The 16,447-nt window shown below is 51.9% G+C and carries 10 protein-coding genes; 5 read left to right on the plus strand and 5 right to left on the minus strand.

Going from position 1 to position 16,447, the window contains the following annotated elements; translation table 11 throughout:
• The first annotated feature begins 75 nt into the window (after positions 1 to 75).
• A complete protein-coding gene (locus Pla22_RS01800; RefSeq protein ID WP_146513069.1) occupies positions 76 to 1,434 on the plus strand; it encodes a beta-ketoacyl synthase N-terminal-like domain-containing protein in 1,359 nt (452 codons plus the stop codon).
• A gap of 75 nt (positions 1,435 to 1,509) precedes the next feature.
• Positions 1,510 to 2,439: a hydroxypyruvate isomerase family protein gene (locus Pla22_RS01805; RefSeq protein WP_146513070.1), complete on the plus strand. Its 930-nt coding sequence runs from the start codon at positions 1,510 to 1,512 to the stop codon at positions 2,437 to 2,439.
• On the opposite strand, the gene Pla22_RS01810 is transcribed toward Pla22_RS01805, so the two are convergent.
• On the minus strand, positions 2,436 to 3,545 hold the full coding sequence (locus Pla22_RS01810; protein ID WP_146513071.1) for a DUF932 domain-containing protein: 1,110 nt from the start codon (positions 3,543 to 3,545) through the stop codon (positions 2,436 to 2,438). The genes Pla22_RS01805 and Pla22_RS01810 overlap by 4 nt on opposite strands.
• Before the next feature lie 45 nt (positions 3,546 to 3,590).
• Entirely contained in the window at positions 3,591 to 4,778 is a 1,188-nt protein-coding gene (locus tag Pla22_RS01815; protein WP_146513072.1) for a DEAD/DEAH box helicase, read from the minus strand.
• Positions 4,779 to 5,109: 331 nt separating this feature from the next.
• Between Pla22_RS01815 and Pla22_RS01820 the strand changes: the two genes are divergently transcribed.
• Both Pla22_RS01820 and Pla22_RS01825 read left to right on the plus strand, forming a co-directional pair.
• Entirely contained in the window at positions 5,110 to 8,067 is a 2,958-nt protein-coding gene (locus Pla22_RS01820; RefSeq protein WP_146513073.1) for a hypothetical protein, read from the plus strand.
• Positions 8,064 to 10,649, plus strand: a complete 2,586-nt coding sequence (locus Pla22_RS01825; RefSeq protein WP_146513074.1) for a hypothetical protein — start codon at positions 8,064 to 8,066, stop codon at positions 10,647 to 10,649. Before Pla22_RS01820 ends, Pla22_RS01825 begins: the two co-directional genes overlap by 4 nt.
• Before the next feature lie 109 nt (positions 10,650 to 10,758).
• Here Pla22_RS01825 and Pla22_RS01830 read toward each other — a convergent pair whose 3' ends face one another.
• The gene (locus Pla22_RS01830; RefSeq protein ID WP_146513075.1) at positions 10,759 to 12,696 is read right to left on the minus strand and encodes a c-type cytochrome domain-containing protein; all 1,938 of its coding nucleotides are present in this window, start codon (positions 12,694 to 12,696) and stop codon (positions 10,759 to 10,761) included.
• Between the two features lie 142 nt (positions 12,697 to 12,838).
• The gene (locus tag Pla22_RS01835) at positions 12,839 to 13,864 is read right to left on the minus strand and encodes an L-threonylcarbamoyladenylate synthase (RefSeq protein WP_146513076.1); all 1,026 of its coding nucleotides are present in this window, start codon (positions 13,862 to 13,864) and stop codon (positions 12,839 to 12,841) included.
• Positions 13,865 to 14,143: 279 nt separating this feature from the next.
• Between Pla22_RS01835 and Pla22_RS01840 the strand changes: the two genes are divergently transcribed.
• Positions 14,144 to 14,851, plus strand: coding sequence for a sensor histidine kinase (locus Pla22_RS01840; RefSeq protein WP_146513077.1), 708 nt, complete (start codon positions 14,144 to 14,146; stop codon positions 14,849 to 14,851).
• Between the two features lie 20 nt (positions 14,852 to 14,871).
• Here the strand turns inward: Pla22_RS01840 and Pla22_RS01845 are convergent, their stop codons facing one another.
• Entirely contained in the window at positions 14,872 to 15,525 is a 654-nt protein-coding gene (locus tag Pla22_RS01845; protein WP_146513078.1) for a response regulator transcription factor, read from the minus strand.
• Positions 15,526 to 16,447: the final 922 nt, after the last annotated feature.

Here is a 16,447-nt window from a genome sequence, read left to right on the forward strand (position 1 = left end):
ATAATGGTGGCGATCATAATGGCCAGCCATCGATTCCAGCACTGATCTTTTCTCGTCCTCTGAACTAACGTGTCCATGTCCGCCCGAAACGTCTTCATCACCGGACTCGGCATCGTTTCGTCGATTGGTATTGGCAAAGAAGCCTTCTTCGAAGGCTTGCTCGAGAAACGATCAGGAGTCACTTCGTTGGCTGATCGCACGGACGAAGGTGCCGTTCCCAGAAAGCAGGACTTAGACCCGAAGAATCCTGCCGCTGGCCTCTGGATTGGGGCACCAATTTTGGATTTTGATGCCAAGCTTTACGTGACCCCGCGGAAAGCGTTAAAGGTCATGTGCCGAGAAATCCAAACCTCGTTTGCTGCTTCGCAATTGTCGATCAAGGATGCGGGCGTTGCAGATCATTTTCCATTGTCCGACGACTCAGACCTCGATCGTAGCGATGTCGGCACGGTCTTCGGTAGCGAGATGTTCTATGGACCGCCATCGGAAATGCAAGACGCGTTCCTAGCGTGCAACGACGAACAAGGCGAGTTCGACGCTTCACTCTTCGGCGGGGCAGCGATGAAGAAGGTCCTGCCTCTTTGGATGCTCAAGTACCTGCCCAATATGCCGGCGTGCCACGTTGGTATCTCGCTTGGCGCCCATGGCCCCAATAACTCGCTTGTCTTGGGTGACGTGTCCGGCCCTGCGGCGATGATGGAAGCTCAATCTTGTTTGCAACGAAACATCGCAAAGCTGATGCTTACTGGATCGGTGGGAACGCGGATCAATACCACACGGATGAACTACCGTGGCGACTTACCGATCGCTGAAACCTTTTCCCCAGTTGAATTGGCATCACGCCCCTATGACCCAACGTCGCGTGGCGTTGTCGGCGGCGAAGCGGCGGTCACCTTTGTGCTTGAAACGCAATCGCAGCTAGACGCTCGCGATGCCAAACCTCTTGCTAGAATCTCAGCACTTGTTTCTCGATTTGTTGCTTCGCCTGCTATGAAAAACGGCATTCGGTCCACCGCATCGTCCGTCGAGGCGGGGCGGGGCAGTGCCAAGGCCATTGAACTAGCGATCCAAGACGCGCTTGCCCAAGCGAATCTTAACGCTTCGGATATTGGCGCTGTCATCAGCCAAGCGTGCGGCGACGTTTCGATTGACGCGTGCGAAGCTCAGGCCATCCGCTCGACGCTGCCGGATTGTCCAATCACCGCACCAATTGCTGCCTTGGGACACACCGGTGCGGCCGCCGGAAGCGTGAACATTGCGGTGGGGCTGCTCACACTTGGCCACAAGAAGATTCCTCCGACAATTCAATCGTCTGATCGCAAGCGTACGTTGCCACTTCTGGAAAACGCTCGCTCGCTTGATCAGCCGCACGTGATGTGCCTTTCCCATACCTCCGAAGGCTCGGCGACTGCGGTAATACTTTCTTCTTCGTAACCACTGGGTCACAATAGAGGTCTCGCCTCAATCAATCTTTTCAATCGTTCATCAACCTCAACCCGAGCAACACTCATGACCGACCAAACCCCTTCCTCACCAAACAATCGCGGCGAAAAAATCAGTCGACGCAATGTCATGGCCGCCGCCGGCATCGCCGCAGCATCGGTTGTGTCCACAGCCAAAGGGCAGGAAGCCAATCCAGCCGCTGGTGGCGAGACTCAAAACGCGCCTATCACCGTCGATGCTAAATCCGGCCGCCTCAAGCAATCGGTTTGCAAATGGTGCTTTCCCAAAATGGAACTTGACCCCTTCGCTGCCGAAGTTGCGAAGCTCGGAATGGTGGGCATTGATTTGCTTTCACCAGCGGAATTCGAAACCGTCAAGAAGCACGGCCTTGTTTGCACAATGGTAAGTTCGCACTCGCTTGCCAATGGATTGTGCGATCCAAAGTTTCATGACGATTGTCTCAAAGAAATGAACACGGCCATCGAGGCCACTTCCAAGGAAGGTTGGCGCAACGTGATCTGCTTCAGCGGAAACGCTCGCGGCATCAGTACGAAGCAGGGAATGAAGAACTGCGTCGAGGCTCTCAAGAAAATCGTTCCCGTTGCTGAAAAAGCTAACGTGATCCTCAACATGGAATTGCTCAACAGCAAAGTGAATCACCCCGATTACATGTGCGACAACAGCAAATGGGGCATTGAGTTGGTCAAACAAGTCGGTAGCGATAATTTTAAGTTGCTGTACGACATTTATCACATGCAGATCATGGAGGGTGACATTATCCGCACCATCCAAGACAGCCACCAATTCTTTGGCCATTACCACACTGCGGGCAATCCCGGTCGTCATGAACTCGACGACACGCAGGAATTACTGTACCCACCGATTGCAAAGGCAATTGCGGACACCGGTTTCGATGGCTACTTTGCTCACGAATTCCTACCGGTCCGTGATCCAATTGCTGGACTCACAAGCGCCGTTCAACAGTGCATTGTTTAGTTCAAACTTTGTCGAACAATCTCGTCACTGCTATCGACAAAGAAATCGTCAAACTCCGCCGCATCCTCTGCTGTTCCCTCTAGATCATACTCTTCTGAAATGAGTGATCCGAGAAACGCTTGGATGCGGTTTGCTCCCTCAGCCTTGGCGTGGTGAGTCGCAACCTCACTAGCGAAATTGAGCACATCGTAGACCCGCGTCTGGCTCGGCAAAATGCGACGTCGCTTATCGCTGAGTGCCTCAATATTCGCGAGGCCGTAGAGTTCACCAAGGTCTCCCGCCACGGTGCGAAAACTGCTTAACAGACCATACTGAGTCAACTGGCCTTCTCGCGACAGTTTGTCGAGTAGGGCTCCGAACTGCAAGCATTCATGCACGGAAGCCCAAGAATTCTGCGCTGATTCGAAACGCTGACGTAGTGCGGCATACCCGTCGCCATTGTCGAACGAATGCAGCGCGCGGGTGATACAGTGATTCATCTCTTTGCCGATCGGGATGTCGCTACGAAACGCACGCGAGTAACCCACCATCCCGTTACTACAGATCAGCCGCAGCATGGACAGGAATAACCGCGGATGACCGTATCCATCGATCGGCGTCTCTAAACAAAACCGGTCTCGAAAGTGGTCGCCGCCAATTTGGAACTCACGTGTCCTGCCTTGAGGCATGTGAGTGCTGGTGACTAATCCATCGTGGTAGCGAACCTCATGACCGCTATGTTGTTCAACCAAGTCGATGATTTCGTTGTATCGAATCACCGGTCGATTGGGGTTGGTAACGGCCAATAATTTCCTGGAAGTTACTTGCCCCTCGCTCATCGTTTCCGCGATGCAGAAGCGATACGAATCATCGTGGTTCTGCTGATGAATTCTCGAAAACACTTCCTCGGCTGTAAAATATCGAAACACGTTTTCTGCGATCTTAAAGCGAGAAAAGAACGAACGCCAAAACCGACGACTTGCTTGAACAGGCGTTCCGTCGATCTCAAGTTCTTCCAATCTGATTTTTCCGCTTTCGGATCGCTTCACTTCACGAACCTTAAGATCGGCAACCGTGGCATAGCCGTAGGTGAACGTGGTACGGCTAGCGTTTGTCAAAGCATTCATATCGGGTTCCTTTCAGGGAGACCAACGGGAAGGGGTAACTAAAAATCAGGAAGCGTCACGTTGCCAGAACGCACTTCGACGCCCGCGGTGCATGGCAACCACGCTTGGTAACGCCACATCAGCCCTGGCGACCCGTCGACGAGCAACCATCGTCATGGCGTCCAGATTTGCATTGGTTTGAATGCTTCGCCAACCTGCGTCCGTCCAAAGGTACTGTTCACGCGGTTTCGCAGTTCGCATCATCGGATGAGCTGTGCTTTTGCATTGCACGACTTGTTTGCGAGGTACATCGCGGCACGTCCGTAGTACTCGACCAGCCATCTGGATCGTGCATCCCTTGCCGCTTGGACGGCAGAATACGGTCTTCAACTCGGGGCAATCGAAACCTTCGGTCAAGATCGCCATGTTGATCAAGATTTCAATTCGACCGGCGGCGAAGTCGTCAAGTTGTCGGTCGCGATCGGAAGTTGCCATGACAACTTCCGATTTGATACCGGCATCGCTCAGGATTTGTTGCAATCCAAGGCACTGCTCTCGACGATGAAAGAACACTAACGACTTACCCCATTTGCAAGGCTCGTCGATGAGTAATTTCCCAACACTTTCGGGACTGTATTGATCGATCGTGTAGTGATCATAGGCACTTAGGTAACCATCGGCGATCAACATCGCGATTCCGGCGTCGCGGATGACATGGTCAAAGCAGAGCTTGACGCGGTCACTGCGAAAAGGCGTGGCTGAAAGCCCTAGGGTCCAAGTGGGTTGGATCTTGCTATGCAAATTCGCCATGCTGGTTGCTGCGTCATGCTGAGCCTCATCGACAATTAGCAAGTCCACCATCGGAGGATCCTTGTCGAACATGCTGATCAGCTCCATCCGCACACCGAACCGCCGTGCGACGTTCTCTGCCTGCGCTTGAGCCAACAAGTTACGTCGCATCGCAACCCAACCAACGCGAGCACCGGTGAGCTGCTGAATCATCGCAGCGGAAGCCAACCCCATCACCGTCTTGCCGCTGCCAGTAGGACTTTCAATCAACACGCTCGAGAGAGGACGTTCGTTGGGCAGGCGTCCGGTTTGGCCAAATTGCTGCAGCACTTCACTGATGATGCAGCTTTGATATGGACGCGGTTGAACTTGGCAAACCTTTAGAAACGCGTCCAAGGTCCCGCCTAGACCAGGAGCCAAATTCTGCAGCCGGTCTGGACGAAACATGATGCCTGAATGATTCATCGAACACTCCCTGAGGAACCGTCAATCTTGAAGAGTTAACGATTCTTGAAACGACCGATGACACGTCTGGTCAGACGCTATTCACTTGAACCTTACCCACCACGGTTTCGGTATTCCCGACTATCAAAAATTTTCTGCTCATACGCGAATTTTCCCTTTCATGACCCAACCGAGAACTCAATGCCCAAGCTAAGATAGCTACCTTGGGGGGCGTGTTAATGCTCGGTATTGACCGGGGCAGGCGGAAAACTATCAGCACTTGATTGCCGTCGACGACTCGCCGTCACAACACAAAGAACACGACGTAGTTGAACTTGCTGGGGACTTAGCGATGCGAAGCTATTTGAAACACCTTGGAATTTCGGGACTGGTCTTGGGTGTGCTTCTGCTCGCCGGCAATCTGCCAATGCGTTTGAAGAGCGTGTACACGGAAGGAAAGCTACAGCAATGGGAGGGCGAAGCGTACGTCCTTTCTGATAGCCCGCCATTACCGGTGGCGGCGGGGTGGCCAGAGGACTTCTACCTTCGTTATGACGATATCGCAAACAACGAACCGTTTGTGTGGTGGTCGACGGCCGCGTTGTTGCGCAATGTAGGAGTCGGATCGTTAATCATCACCAGCGTTGCGAGCTTAGTTTTTTTTGTTCGCCGCAAGCGTAGCGGATCGACCGTCGAACCGAAGTCCAACGTCGAACAAGATGAAGGTCAAATTGTCACGCCACCGCCCACACACTGGCAGCGACTCAATCGAGTTAACATTCGGTTCGGGATCGCAGACATGTTGCTGGCAACCGGGACTGTTGCCATGCCTCTTGCATTCTACCAATGGCAGAACCGAACCAGCGGAAATGACCTTAAGACGGCCCAAGCGATGGGTCCGGATTCTTCATTTACTCGTGAGGCAATTATTCCAGCGATTATCGCGGATTGGATGCCCGATTTCTTGTTAAACCAATCGTTGAAGGAAGCCTTGCTCCGCACCACGATGGTGAGTTTAAAAGCTCCCAAGGATCAACATGTCTCGACCGCTATATCGCTTCCGCATTTGCGAGTGCTCGCTATTGGTGGTGGTGATTACGATCTCGAACAACTAGCTCCATTGCCAAATTGCCCTCGGATCACGTCACTCAATTTGTCGGGACGCGAATTAGACGATTCAACGCTGACCCGAATCCGCATGCTCGACAACCTACGAGACCTCGTGCTCTCTCGCACCAATGTCTCGCACATTACTATCGAACGGCTCTTTGAACAGCGAATTGAAGCTGTGTCCCGACTGAAATATCTCGGCTTGATCGATACAGGCGTCGAGTTGTCGCCGCTTTCCAATTCACCGGTCTTCACCACGATGACGTCCCTAACGTGCCTCGAACTACCGCGACCGATGCCTGGCACGGACGCCGAGTTTGTCTTGCCACCGATGCCGAAACTGCAAAGACTCAAATTCATTTCACAGGACCGTGGAAAGAACAGTTCGATCTTAAAAATCACCGTCAATGATTGCCCTCAGCTCAGTTTGCTGTCGATCGGGATTATGCAGAAGTGCTCACTTGATTTAAGCAATCTTCCGAAACTGAAATCCATACAGTCGTACTCATTCAAGACAATACTTCGACTTGCTAGGCGTCAATCTGTGCCAGGAACGCTGTGGATCGAATCGTTGACAGGTCACCAACTACCAGCCTTCGAAGAAGCAACCATTTATGCTCCTGATCTTCGACAAATTCGATTGACTGAAACTCCGCGTTTTCGAAACCTCTATCCCGCTGTGTTCTCAACTAATTCGTCGTACTACACAGGCGGGAAACAATTCGATGAGATTTCACGAGAGGCTACCGAAGCGCTGGTAGAGGGAATCGTACAATCGGATGGCCCTGAAAAGATCGACTACTCAACAGTTCCGCTGCAAGGAGCCAAGCTCGGTCGACTGTTAAAGAACGATCGTGTGCAAGAGCTCTATCTGCACGATTGCGGACTCCGCCTTGAAGACATTGAACACCTATCCGGCGATTCAACGCTTCGGACCATTTCTTTGCAGGGAAACCCACTAGGATCAGCAGAGATCGGCAAGCTGATCTCTGGTATGCCTAAACTTGAACGTTGGCACGGCGATCTTTATCAGCTTCAACGCTTGAGAATTGAAAATCACGAACACGTTCGCGGTGTGGTGGATCGATTGCCCAACGAGAACTCTCCCGATCGAACCCATCTACCGCATTGCGATGCCCTACGTTTAATCAATCTGCCGCAGTGGGTTACTCCCATTCGATTGGACGCAGCGTCATATCGCCATTTGACAATACAAGACTTACCGAAGTTGCAACAACTAGTGATCGATGCACCCGTTTGCAAAGACACCGTTTTATCCGGACTTCATGGTCTCACCACGATCGCTGTGGGAGGTAAGTACCTTGACGACTCGGTGATTGACGACTGGCCCGAGTACTCGGCGCTTCGCTCTTTACGCCTCTACGGAACTTTGGTTTCGCCGGACGGGTTCACTAAACTGTTGAACAACAAGAAGTTAACACTTGTTGATTTCCAAGATTCAAAGATTAATGACGATGCGTTTCTGTCCATGGACCCAAGCTTTTTAGCATCAGTCACGCTAATTCAAACGCAAGCAACGGAAGCATCCGTTCGCCATGCCTTAAAGTCACCTTCGATCACCAGATTGAATGTTCATGACATTTCGATTGATGAAAGCCTAGGAGATCAAATCCTCAATCGCCAACAACTGAGATCCCTCGGACTGAACGGATCGACTTTGACGCCAAATCAATTCAAGAAAGTTGCCGCGATGCCTGCTCTCGAAACGCTGTCGCTAAGCAGCGTTCATTTGGACATGTCGCTAGCTACGACGATAGCGAACGGGGGACAAAGCGCGTTGAGGACACTAACGCTTGTCGATTCCAAAGCAGATGGACCGGCCGTTCGGGCGTTGATGCGACAACTAAGAGGTTTGAAGCTTGAACTGATTCGAACCGAAATCCCGGCCGTTCTGGAAGGTGACCTATTTGGAAGTGGTCGATTAGTTACTGAAGAATCACCGGAGAACCCGCTTTATTGCCGTGGCCCCGATGGGATGATGTTTCCAATCTTCAAAGGAGCTTCGACGGGTGCTTTCATCACTAATTTCGGTCGCTTCACGCCCAACATGATGAACCCTGATGGAAGCTTTGTGCCGATATCGGAAGAAAGTTTTCTGATGTTGACTCCGCATGTGTTCCGTGAAATCCGTGCCAAAGATACCGAACCGACCGTTTTGTCTTTGGAGAGTGAAGAGTGATGCGAAGAATAGGACTCGTTTGTACGCTTGTAATGGTGTTGGTTGCTGGTTGCGATAACTCGCCGTCAAAAGCCTCATTGGATCCAGAGCAAATTACATCCTTTGGTCTCGTTGATTCAGGTCAGGGACGTTTTGATTGGCCGATATCGCGAAACGGTTTCACTGTAAGCCGTCCTCCGGTCTATGCATCGCTAGACGGATTGCATCTTGAACCTCTCGATGAAATTGATCAGAAGGAACTTCCTGCGCCCGAGACATTACAAGGCGAGGACTGGCGTCGCTTTCTTCGAGCATTAGGCACCAATGCGATTCATCCCTTTGAGATGAAACCGATTCATCTCGAGGTTGCGAGGCTGGATGTCCCAGCAGGACCGGTGTCGTTCACATTCTCGAGCAATGGTGATCGCTTGTTCGTTTGCGATGGTGCGACAGTGACCGCAATCGCGTTTGCCGAAGCGTGGAAAAAAGACATTCCACTGCTGACCCCATCGGACAGCCAATCTCAACGTGTGCTATGGAAGTGGAATGTCCCGCATGGGTCGATTGGCGATCCGACGCACTTGGTAGTCACCGCTTTCGGGTCGGATATCGTCAACACTTTCGACTGGGGTGTCGAATTGAATGAGGGAAAAAATGAGAATGCTGAAGGATCCGAAACACCACCCCATCGCTCGGAGCTATTGCTAGTCGCTGGAAAACAGACGGCCAGACTAGATCTGGAAACGGGAGAAGTACAACAGAGCTTCTCGACACCGGACGGCGGGTTGGACTACGTCGTTGCTGCCGCTGACGCTGATGTGGTGCTCGCGACTACGCCGGAAGGTAACGTCTTCTGGAATGATGGCGACGCAGAAGAATGGGTAGCGGTGGGAGCTCAAGTCCGTCCCGCATCACAGTACGTGGGACGTCAAAGTGTGGCGATCAACTCCACCGGAGACGCGTTCATCGCCATGCTGGGCAACCAACCAGCGACCGTGTGGATGCAAGCTGGAACGAAAACGGTTTCCTCTGTTTCGGAAACTCAATTCGAGTCTGCTGCTACAACGGTTGCTTGGGCAGACGATGGCCGCAATTGGTTTGATGACGTTAGCATCCATCACAGCTCATCAGAACCGGAAGAGGGCGAGGAAATTAGCCTTCAACAAATCAACGGCATGATATGGCGTGCAGTTTCCGCTTGGCCTCAACGGGCTGGCCAGTATAGGTCTTATCCTGGCATGACTGTCGTTGGTTTGCGACGACTTCAAACGGGCGAGGCTAGATGGTGCCTATGGGATCACAACAGCAACCAGGGTGGATTCTCCTGCCCCACTGAACTTTTTGACGATGACACACTTGCTAAGTCCTCATTAAAGAACACAGAACGTCCAACGCTTGCCGTCTCGGCGGATGCGTCGCGAATTGCCTACCTCGACCCCGTATCGAAAACTCCGACCATTCGAGTGATTTACCGAAACCCTTGGGAACAACCAGATTCCCAACAAGTCGTCGACTGGTTTCGATTCCGGATGCTAGGAACTGAAGAAGATCGTCGAGATATTGATCGCGTTGCGGAAACGATCCGGGCTTTGCCGATGGATCTTTATTGGGCGCGTCCTCCTGAGGAACTTTACAACAAATACGTTCAGACAATCGTCGACGGCCTGATTACCAGTTGGACGAACGAACAAACGTACTATCGAGAGCTTCGCGAAAATTCTATCCTCGCGCGTAGTGAAGGCGAACGAGCGAGTCAGGCGAGATTGAAAAGCATTGGCGATGATTACGATATCGCGACTTGGGATGAAGATCGCTACCAGATGCAGATCAAAGAATACGATCGACTACTCGTTCTATACGATGACGCCTTCGAAAAATTTGAAGAGTGGAAGGCTACTGGAAGTGTCACAGCGAACTTGGCTGCGGCTGCTCTCTTGAAAGCGGAGGCTTGGAAAGCGTACCAAGGGATTTCGCCACTGCAATTTGCCACAGCACAAGTCGAGTTTGAAAAACAATCGAAGGAATGCGAACGGATCTGCCTCGAATTGCTCCGTAGCCCCCGTCCGCCGATGGCTGTGTTTTCACTCTTGTTTGACATCTCGAAGGGAACCGACGCTACCCATTTATCAGTTGAACCCATCGTTCGCCGATGTGTTCGATTGTACCCGGAGTGTGGAACCGCTCACGTGAACTTGGGGTTCTGGTTACTACCTCACTCGGACGGCCAAGTAGGAGATACCGCCTCATACCTCCACGCGGCATTTTCAAACGTCGACCCCGCCATGCGAGAGAAGATGTTCGCGATGGCACAAGTACGCCTGGCTGAAATGCACGGTGGAACGGACAACTATTTCGCGGCGACAGGCGCAAACGAGAACCGAACGTTTAACGGAGCATTGCAGTTGCTACGCGAAGAAGCTCTTGCAAATGTGAACTGGCTTGGACCGCTGATTTGGATTGCCAGCTTCAGCAGGAATGACGATATGACTAAGGCAGCTTGCCAGTACTATCGCGAGCGATTTCTTTTTGCCCACGACGCTATTTACAAAAAGTATCCCAACCTGTTTCAGCAGTGTTTCGAGGATCGCCCTACACCACGATGAATAGACGGTTGACGAAGAGTTCTGATTTCAAACGGTTTGTCGCATCTTCAATCTCGCTCTCAATCACTAGTTCATTGCAATTACACTTTCAAACCTAGATGAGAAAGAGTCACTTGCGTGCGTACTGGAACCAAGCTTCAACGTAGCCTTCTACGGTTACGCCGAAGGCTTGCGTGAATGCGACGTCAAATGGAGCGTTCTCACTTAGCTGCCTTAGCAGTTGGTCGTACTTCTTTCGCTGAGTACGATCAAGCAACGTGGTTGCGATCGCTGCGCCGACTCGGTCCGATTGCTCTGGCGACATTTTGCCCTCCAAGAATTGCTTGGCATTCTCGGCGGACATTACAGCCTGCTGAGTTTCCATTTCGATTTTCCGTCGATCATCGCGACTGAGCTTTGCTTTTCGCATCGCAGTAACAACACCAACGCCTTCGGCGAGCCATCGAGGAAGATCCGAGCCTTGAGTGGCCACGGCAAGACTGGTCAACGGGGCGAGCAAGCGACTTTCAATCGTTGCTTCGTCATCGTTTTCACCAACTACCACTGCGACATAAGCGTTGATTCCATCGTACGACCAATGGCTTGTCCAACCGGTTGGGATGCTCCGCTGCTCTACCATTTTTGCGAATTCGCTGTAGTCGTATCGCCTGGGGAACACAAACACCGTCGCGCGTCCTCGATAGTACGTGCCGTCACCTTTGGCTGGCATAACCGAATCCACGACTTTGAGTTGCCGTTGGACAATCGTCGAAACCAAATCCAAGGTGGCTTGCGATCCTGTTCCCAATACCAAGAATTCGTCGGACTTCGCTTCGTTGATCTGCTTTCCCGACCCGTTGGCCAAGGCCCATGCTTCCTTCGCTAAATCCGCTCTCTTGGAAGCTACCTCTTCGGGCGACGCCGATGATGCCCATGCCAATTGATGCATCACTGGTAGCGACTGAGTTTCGCTGCTGCCGTCAAACGTCGCCCCTTCATCGATCCATTTGGCGATCAACTGGATATCTTTCTCGGCCAGGGCAGGGCGACCGCCCGCAGGCATCCGGTCTCCTTCCAAGCCTCGAAGTTTTTTCACGAACAAACTGTCAGATCCCTTGCCCGGCTCGATCACTGATCCGCTATCGCCACCTCTTAATAACCCAGCGAAGTTGTCCATCCGCAAACCCCCACGAATCTGCATCGCATCAATGTGGCAACCGGAACAGTTATTGACCAAGAGACCCGCGATGTCCTTGGCGAAGCTAACTGTTTCGTTACCGGATGCACGAGTCACGCTCATGGCTGGCGATGGCTGGTTTGATACAGATGCGGATGAAACCAGCGGTGCATTGGGATCAGCCCCATCAAATTTTGCTCCGGCTGCCACCCACGCTTTCAACGTCGCCAACTCTGTCGCAGGAACCTCGCCCGATCCACGAGGCATGTCACCCGTCTCGATGGTCTCGATCAATCGGCTGCCTATATTGTCACCTGGCATGATCACGACACCTTCCGGAGGCCCCTTCATCAAACCAGCGTAAGACAGCATTTGGAATCCACCCTTGGCTCCCGCGACATGGCACTGTCCACATCGGTTCGCAAGAATGGGAGCAACAACCTTGGTAAAGCTAAGCGGATCATCGGTCATAAAGACTTCTGGGCCAGTTGGCTTCTCAGGTCGTTTCGCAGGTCGTTTCGACGACTTCGCCCGACGATTGGAAGCCATGCTAGGATCGGCGTCGGTAACATTTTCTCGATCGGCGATGGGTTCAATGACAATGCCTTTGGATTCAAGCAGCTCACGAGCTTTTTCAATTCGCTTGATCGCAGGCTGGAGTTGATCCATCAAGCTCGGTGACTGTTCAGCGACCATGTTTATTAATTGGGTTGCCGAGCGTATTTCGTCTGCACATTCTTCGAGCTTGCCAGAGGCATAGTCTTGGCCTGCTTTTGCCACAGCGCGATTGATGTCGAGCACTTTTTTGCGATCCGACAGCGAAACAGCGTCCTCGGCAATTAAGGTCGAGGACACGATCAGCAGAACGAAAAGGCGAGCAAAGAGTTTCATGAACGATTTTCGATAAGTGTTCAGATTGGGACAGTCGCGGCGCGGCCAACCAAAACATAACGCAGCGGAAGAGACATTATACCTTCCTTATTTCGACGATGGACAAGCTATCGGACGGCTAAAGCGATGGAGGTCAACGAAATCAAGATCGAGAAGATTTCGCCGTCGCGCGGGTCAGTCGGTCCATTATCGCTTCGCCAACTCCCGTCGGTTCGCAACGATCAACAAGAAGCAGATCCAAATTCTCATGGTCAAGTCGACGTATCGCCCCGAACAACTCACGTGCTACTTCACTCAAATCACCTGTTGGCGACAGCACCTCCATTCGGATGAACGGGTGCAGTAGCTGTTCTCGATCGGAGCTATCGGTTGCTAACGGGGCAAATGCAATTCGTCCGCACCTTGGTGGCAAATCGGCGAGGGCGATCTCATCAACGAATCGAATTGGGGTCGTAGGCGAGTAGTGTTCTCGCATCATACCAGGAGCCAATAGCGAGGTATTTCCGTGGTCGTGCGAGTGGACCAGCACATCTGTCCCGAGGCAATTCGCAATCTGATCGCGAGTGATCACGCCGGGCCGTAGCATCGTAACGTTTTGACCATCAAGCTTAACAATGGTCGATTCCAATCCGTGACCGCAAGGTCCACCATCGAGTACCATTTCCACTTCGTCACCCAGTCCTTCAATGACATGAATGGCCAAAGTCGGGCTGACATAGTTAGAACGATTTGCGCTAGGTGCCGCCAACGGAAATCCGCAAGCATGAATCAATTGACGCGCAACTTCGTGGCTAGGTATTCGTACCGCAACCGTGTCGAGTCCTGCTGTGACGATGTCGGGAACAGCGGCATTTCGAGGCAGAACGAGCGTGAGCGGCCCGGGCCAAAATTGTGACAACTTATTAATGCGCTGGGTAACGATCGGATCCAAATTGGGATCCGTGACCCAGGCCAACTGCGTCACATCCGCTAAATGAACGATCAATGGATTTGTTGCGGGTCGACCCTTCGCTGCGAAGATTCGTTTGACGGCCAACTCATCGAGGGCGTTCGCAGCCAACCCGTAAACTGTCTCAGTGGGGATGGCAACTAATTGACCATCAGCGAGCAACACGGCAGCTCTTTGAATTGCCTCGAAAGTGGGAGTCGTAATTTTGTTGCGACGCATTTGGTCTTAAGACAGCGATCAAGAGAAGTGCATAAAGCGTAGGCCGGCAATTTGACACGGTCGCTGTTGTTTAACCAACGAAGCAACCTGTTCTACAATTTACATCCGCAAAAGGTACAGCGATATGCACTCCTGCGGGTTCCCTTGCAAAAACGCATGCTTCAATCGCGGTCAAGTTGCTTAACGCTCTACCCGGTATGATAGTTCCTTACATGTGTCGAATGCCTCGCCCCACGCATTCCCTGCGAGGCAATCAAAAACGACTTCTGACTGCCAGCGATGAATGATAAAACCGTTGATCCCGCCTTTACGAAGACCGTGTTGCAGCGGGCTATCCATGACCTTCGAGCTCCTCTTCGTCATGTCTTGATGCATTGTGAGATTTTCGCCGAAGAAACGGCTGCAATCGAACTCAATCCAGAGGCCGAGAAAGCCATTGAGGATATCCAACTTGCCGTCCAGCGTAGTCAATCGGTCCTCGCGGGACTCACAAAACTAGTACAGCATTGCTGGGATGAACCCACACGAGAAGCAACCGACATTCGAATGCTGATCGCCGGCGTTTGGCAGTCGCTTGAGGATGTCAGTCCGCCCGATGCGAAGCTCTCGTTCAGCGGCGAATGGCCTTCGCTTTGGATAGACGAGCAACAGATTGGTTCGGTGTTCACCGAACTTTTCGGAAACTCAATTCGCTATCGAGACGAAAAGCAAACGCTGGACATCAAGGTAGCTTGTTCCCAAAAGCTGCCTTCTGCCGTGACCATATCGCTAAGCGACAATGGTCTGGGAGTGAACCCGAAGTATGCGAACCAGTTAACCGCTCCTTTTGGCGTGTTGCCGCAGAGCGATGTGAAAGTAGGTCCGGGTGTGGGATTGGCACTGGCTCAACGCATCATCGAGCGGCACGGCGGATCGCTAGCGATTCTAGCCGCCCGAGGTCATGGGCTTGCGATCGAGGTGAATCTGCCAACCGGTCCAGCAGGTTAGCAAACCACGCTTCGACCAACTCAGGAAGCAGCACGTATGACAATCTTTGACTTTAGCAATTCGACTTCGCTTGCTACGCCCAACTTGTCAAAGACACGACTTCGGTGCTTGGACGCAGTCTGAACAGTGATACCCAAGATCGATGCGATTTTCTTCAGCGTGAATCCATGCACCAATTGCTCAGCGACTTCCTTCTCTCGTTGCGTCAGCACTTCCCATTCTGCGGGGGTGTCTGCGGTGCCAGATGTGCGATCGCTGATTGACTCGGCGTGGTCAAAAGCACGCTCGATCACATCCAGGAACTCCCTTGGTCCAGCGTCCTTTTCGATAAAATCAAAGATCCCTGCGCGAAATGCCGCTCGACATGACGCTGTATCACCAAAGCCGGTCATCAGAATACAGGTCAGCGATGAGTCTTGATCCTTAATGGCTTCAAACAACGACAACCCATTCATGCCCGGCATCAACATATCGATTAATACGCATCCGCCTTTAATTGAATCCATCGCATCGAGAAAAGATTCTGCGGAACTGAATGATCGAACCTTTACACCTACGGATTCACAGATGCGTTCAACGAACTGAATTTCCTCGGGGCTATCATCGACAAGATAGACCTGGCGAGTTTTTACTTGCTCCAACATGTCTTGAATGATCTCTTTGTTGTGGGGCATCGACACGCTCAAATTGAACGTGGTGGGGGGCTCAACATGCACATTGCTTATGGGTCAGTGGGGGTTACATTAAAGTGTGACCGCGACGAGACCCACGATTTGAATTTCGTCCCCTTGAATGCTTGTTCTAGAGCTACCTTGAGGGCAAACGATCAATCTCACTGTGTTGTCTTGCCGAATCTAAGGGTGATAACGTTCACGCTGCACGAAGGTTTACTACTTTCCCCCCAACAGATCCTTCATGCGTCGAGACATTATTTCCCTTTCGATAGTCACAATCGTTCCGAATGCCCCACGTTCACTCGCTCGCGCAAAATTAGCTTTCCGTCTAAGCCCCACTTCGGAATCCATTTTGCAAAGAACCGTGTGACTCGGTATCCACCAACTGCTCTTCTGCTTGCACTGTCGATTTAGTTGCCCCACGAATCGAACGAATAACAGATGCCCCTCGTAATTCCCAGTGCGAGCAGAAGAGCAGTTGGTTTTCTTTCTTTTGTCAGCACATCCTGTTCATAGACAATGGGATCTGTTCTCTAGCGGCTTCAACTTCGGTTGCGAAACGGTTTGTGAACGCAAGCCAAATTTCGCAAAGCTGATCCCTGTGTTTTGCGTCCTTTCTTCAACTTATGTAACAAGGAAGACGCCACATCTTTTCAAGTCGCGGTGCCAACTGGCGGATCGTGTAGCGTCGATGGCGAACGACCGCCGCGCGTCCTGGGAACCACGCTTGTCGCTTGAACACAAACGTCACCTTAACGTTGCATCGTTTGGACTTAGCGCACGAAAACCCGCAGACAATACAACGAGCTAAACGAGGGATATTCAGCGCGTTGGCGACCCCATATACTCAGGTGGCCTAGCCACGCAAAACTGCACGGTCAGTCGACGTCAAGGATTGTGATAGTGACGTTATTTTGCTGCG

This window comes from Rubripirellula amarantea, from assembly GCF_007859865.1.
Classification (GTDB): Bacteria; Planctomycetota; Planctomycetia; order Pirellulales; family Pirellulaceae; genus Rubripirellula; species Rubripirellula amarantea.

Excerpts from the sequence above, each read along its gene's own strand:
- Pla22_RS01805 (WP_146513070.1), top strand. The coding sequence starts at position 1,510 with ATGACCGACCAAACCCCTTCCTCACCAAACAATCGCGGCGAAAAAATC.
- Pla22_RS01820 (WP_146513073.1), top strand. The coding sequence starts at position 5,110 with ATGCGAAGCTATTTGAAACACCTTGGAATTTCGGGACTGGTCTTGGGT.
- Pla22_RS01810 (WP_146513071.1), bottom strand. The coding sequence starts at position 3,545 with ATGAATGCTTTGACAAACGCTAGCCGTACCACGTTCACCTACGGCTAT.
- Pla22_RS01835 (WP_146513076.1), bottom strand. The coding sequence starts at position 13,864 with ATGCGTCGCAACAAAATTACGACTCCCACTTTCGAGGCAATTCAAAGA.
- Pla22_RS01800 (WP_146513069.1), top strand. The coding sequence starts at position 76 with ATGTCCGCCCGAAACGTCTTCATCACCGGACTCGGCATCGTTTCGTCG.
- Pla22_RS01840 (WP_146513077.1), top strand. The coding sequence starts at position 14,144 with ATGAATGATAAAACCGTTGATCCCGCCTTTACGAAGACCGTGTTGCAG.
- Pla22_RS01845 (WP_146513078.1), bottom strand. The coding sequence starts at position 15,525 with ATGCCCCACAACAAAGAGATCATTCAAGACATGTTGGAGCAAGTAAAA.
- Pla22_RS01815 (WP_146513072.1), bottom strand. The coding sequence starts at position 4,778 with ATGAATCATTCAGGCATCATGTTTCGTCCAGACCGGCTGCAGAATTTG.
- Pla22_RS01830 (WP_146513075.1), bottom strand. The coding sequence starts at position 12,696 with ATGAAACTCTTTGCTCGCCTTTTCGTTCTGCTGATCGTGTCCTCGACC.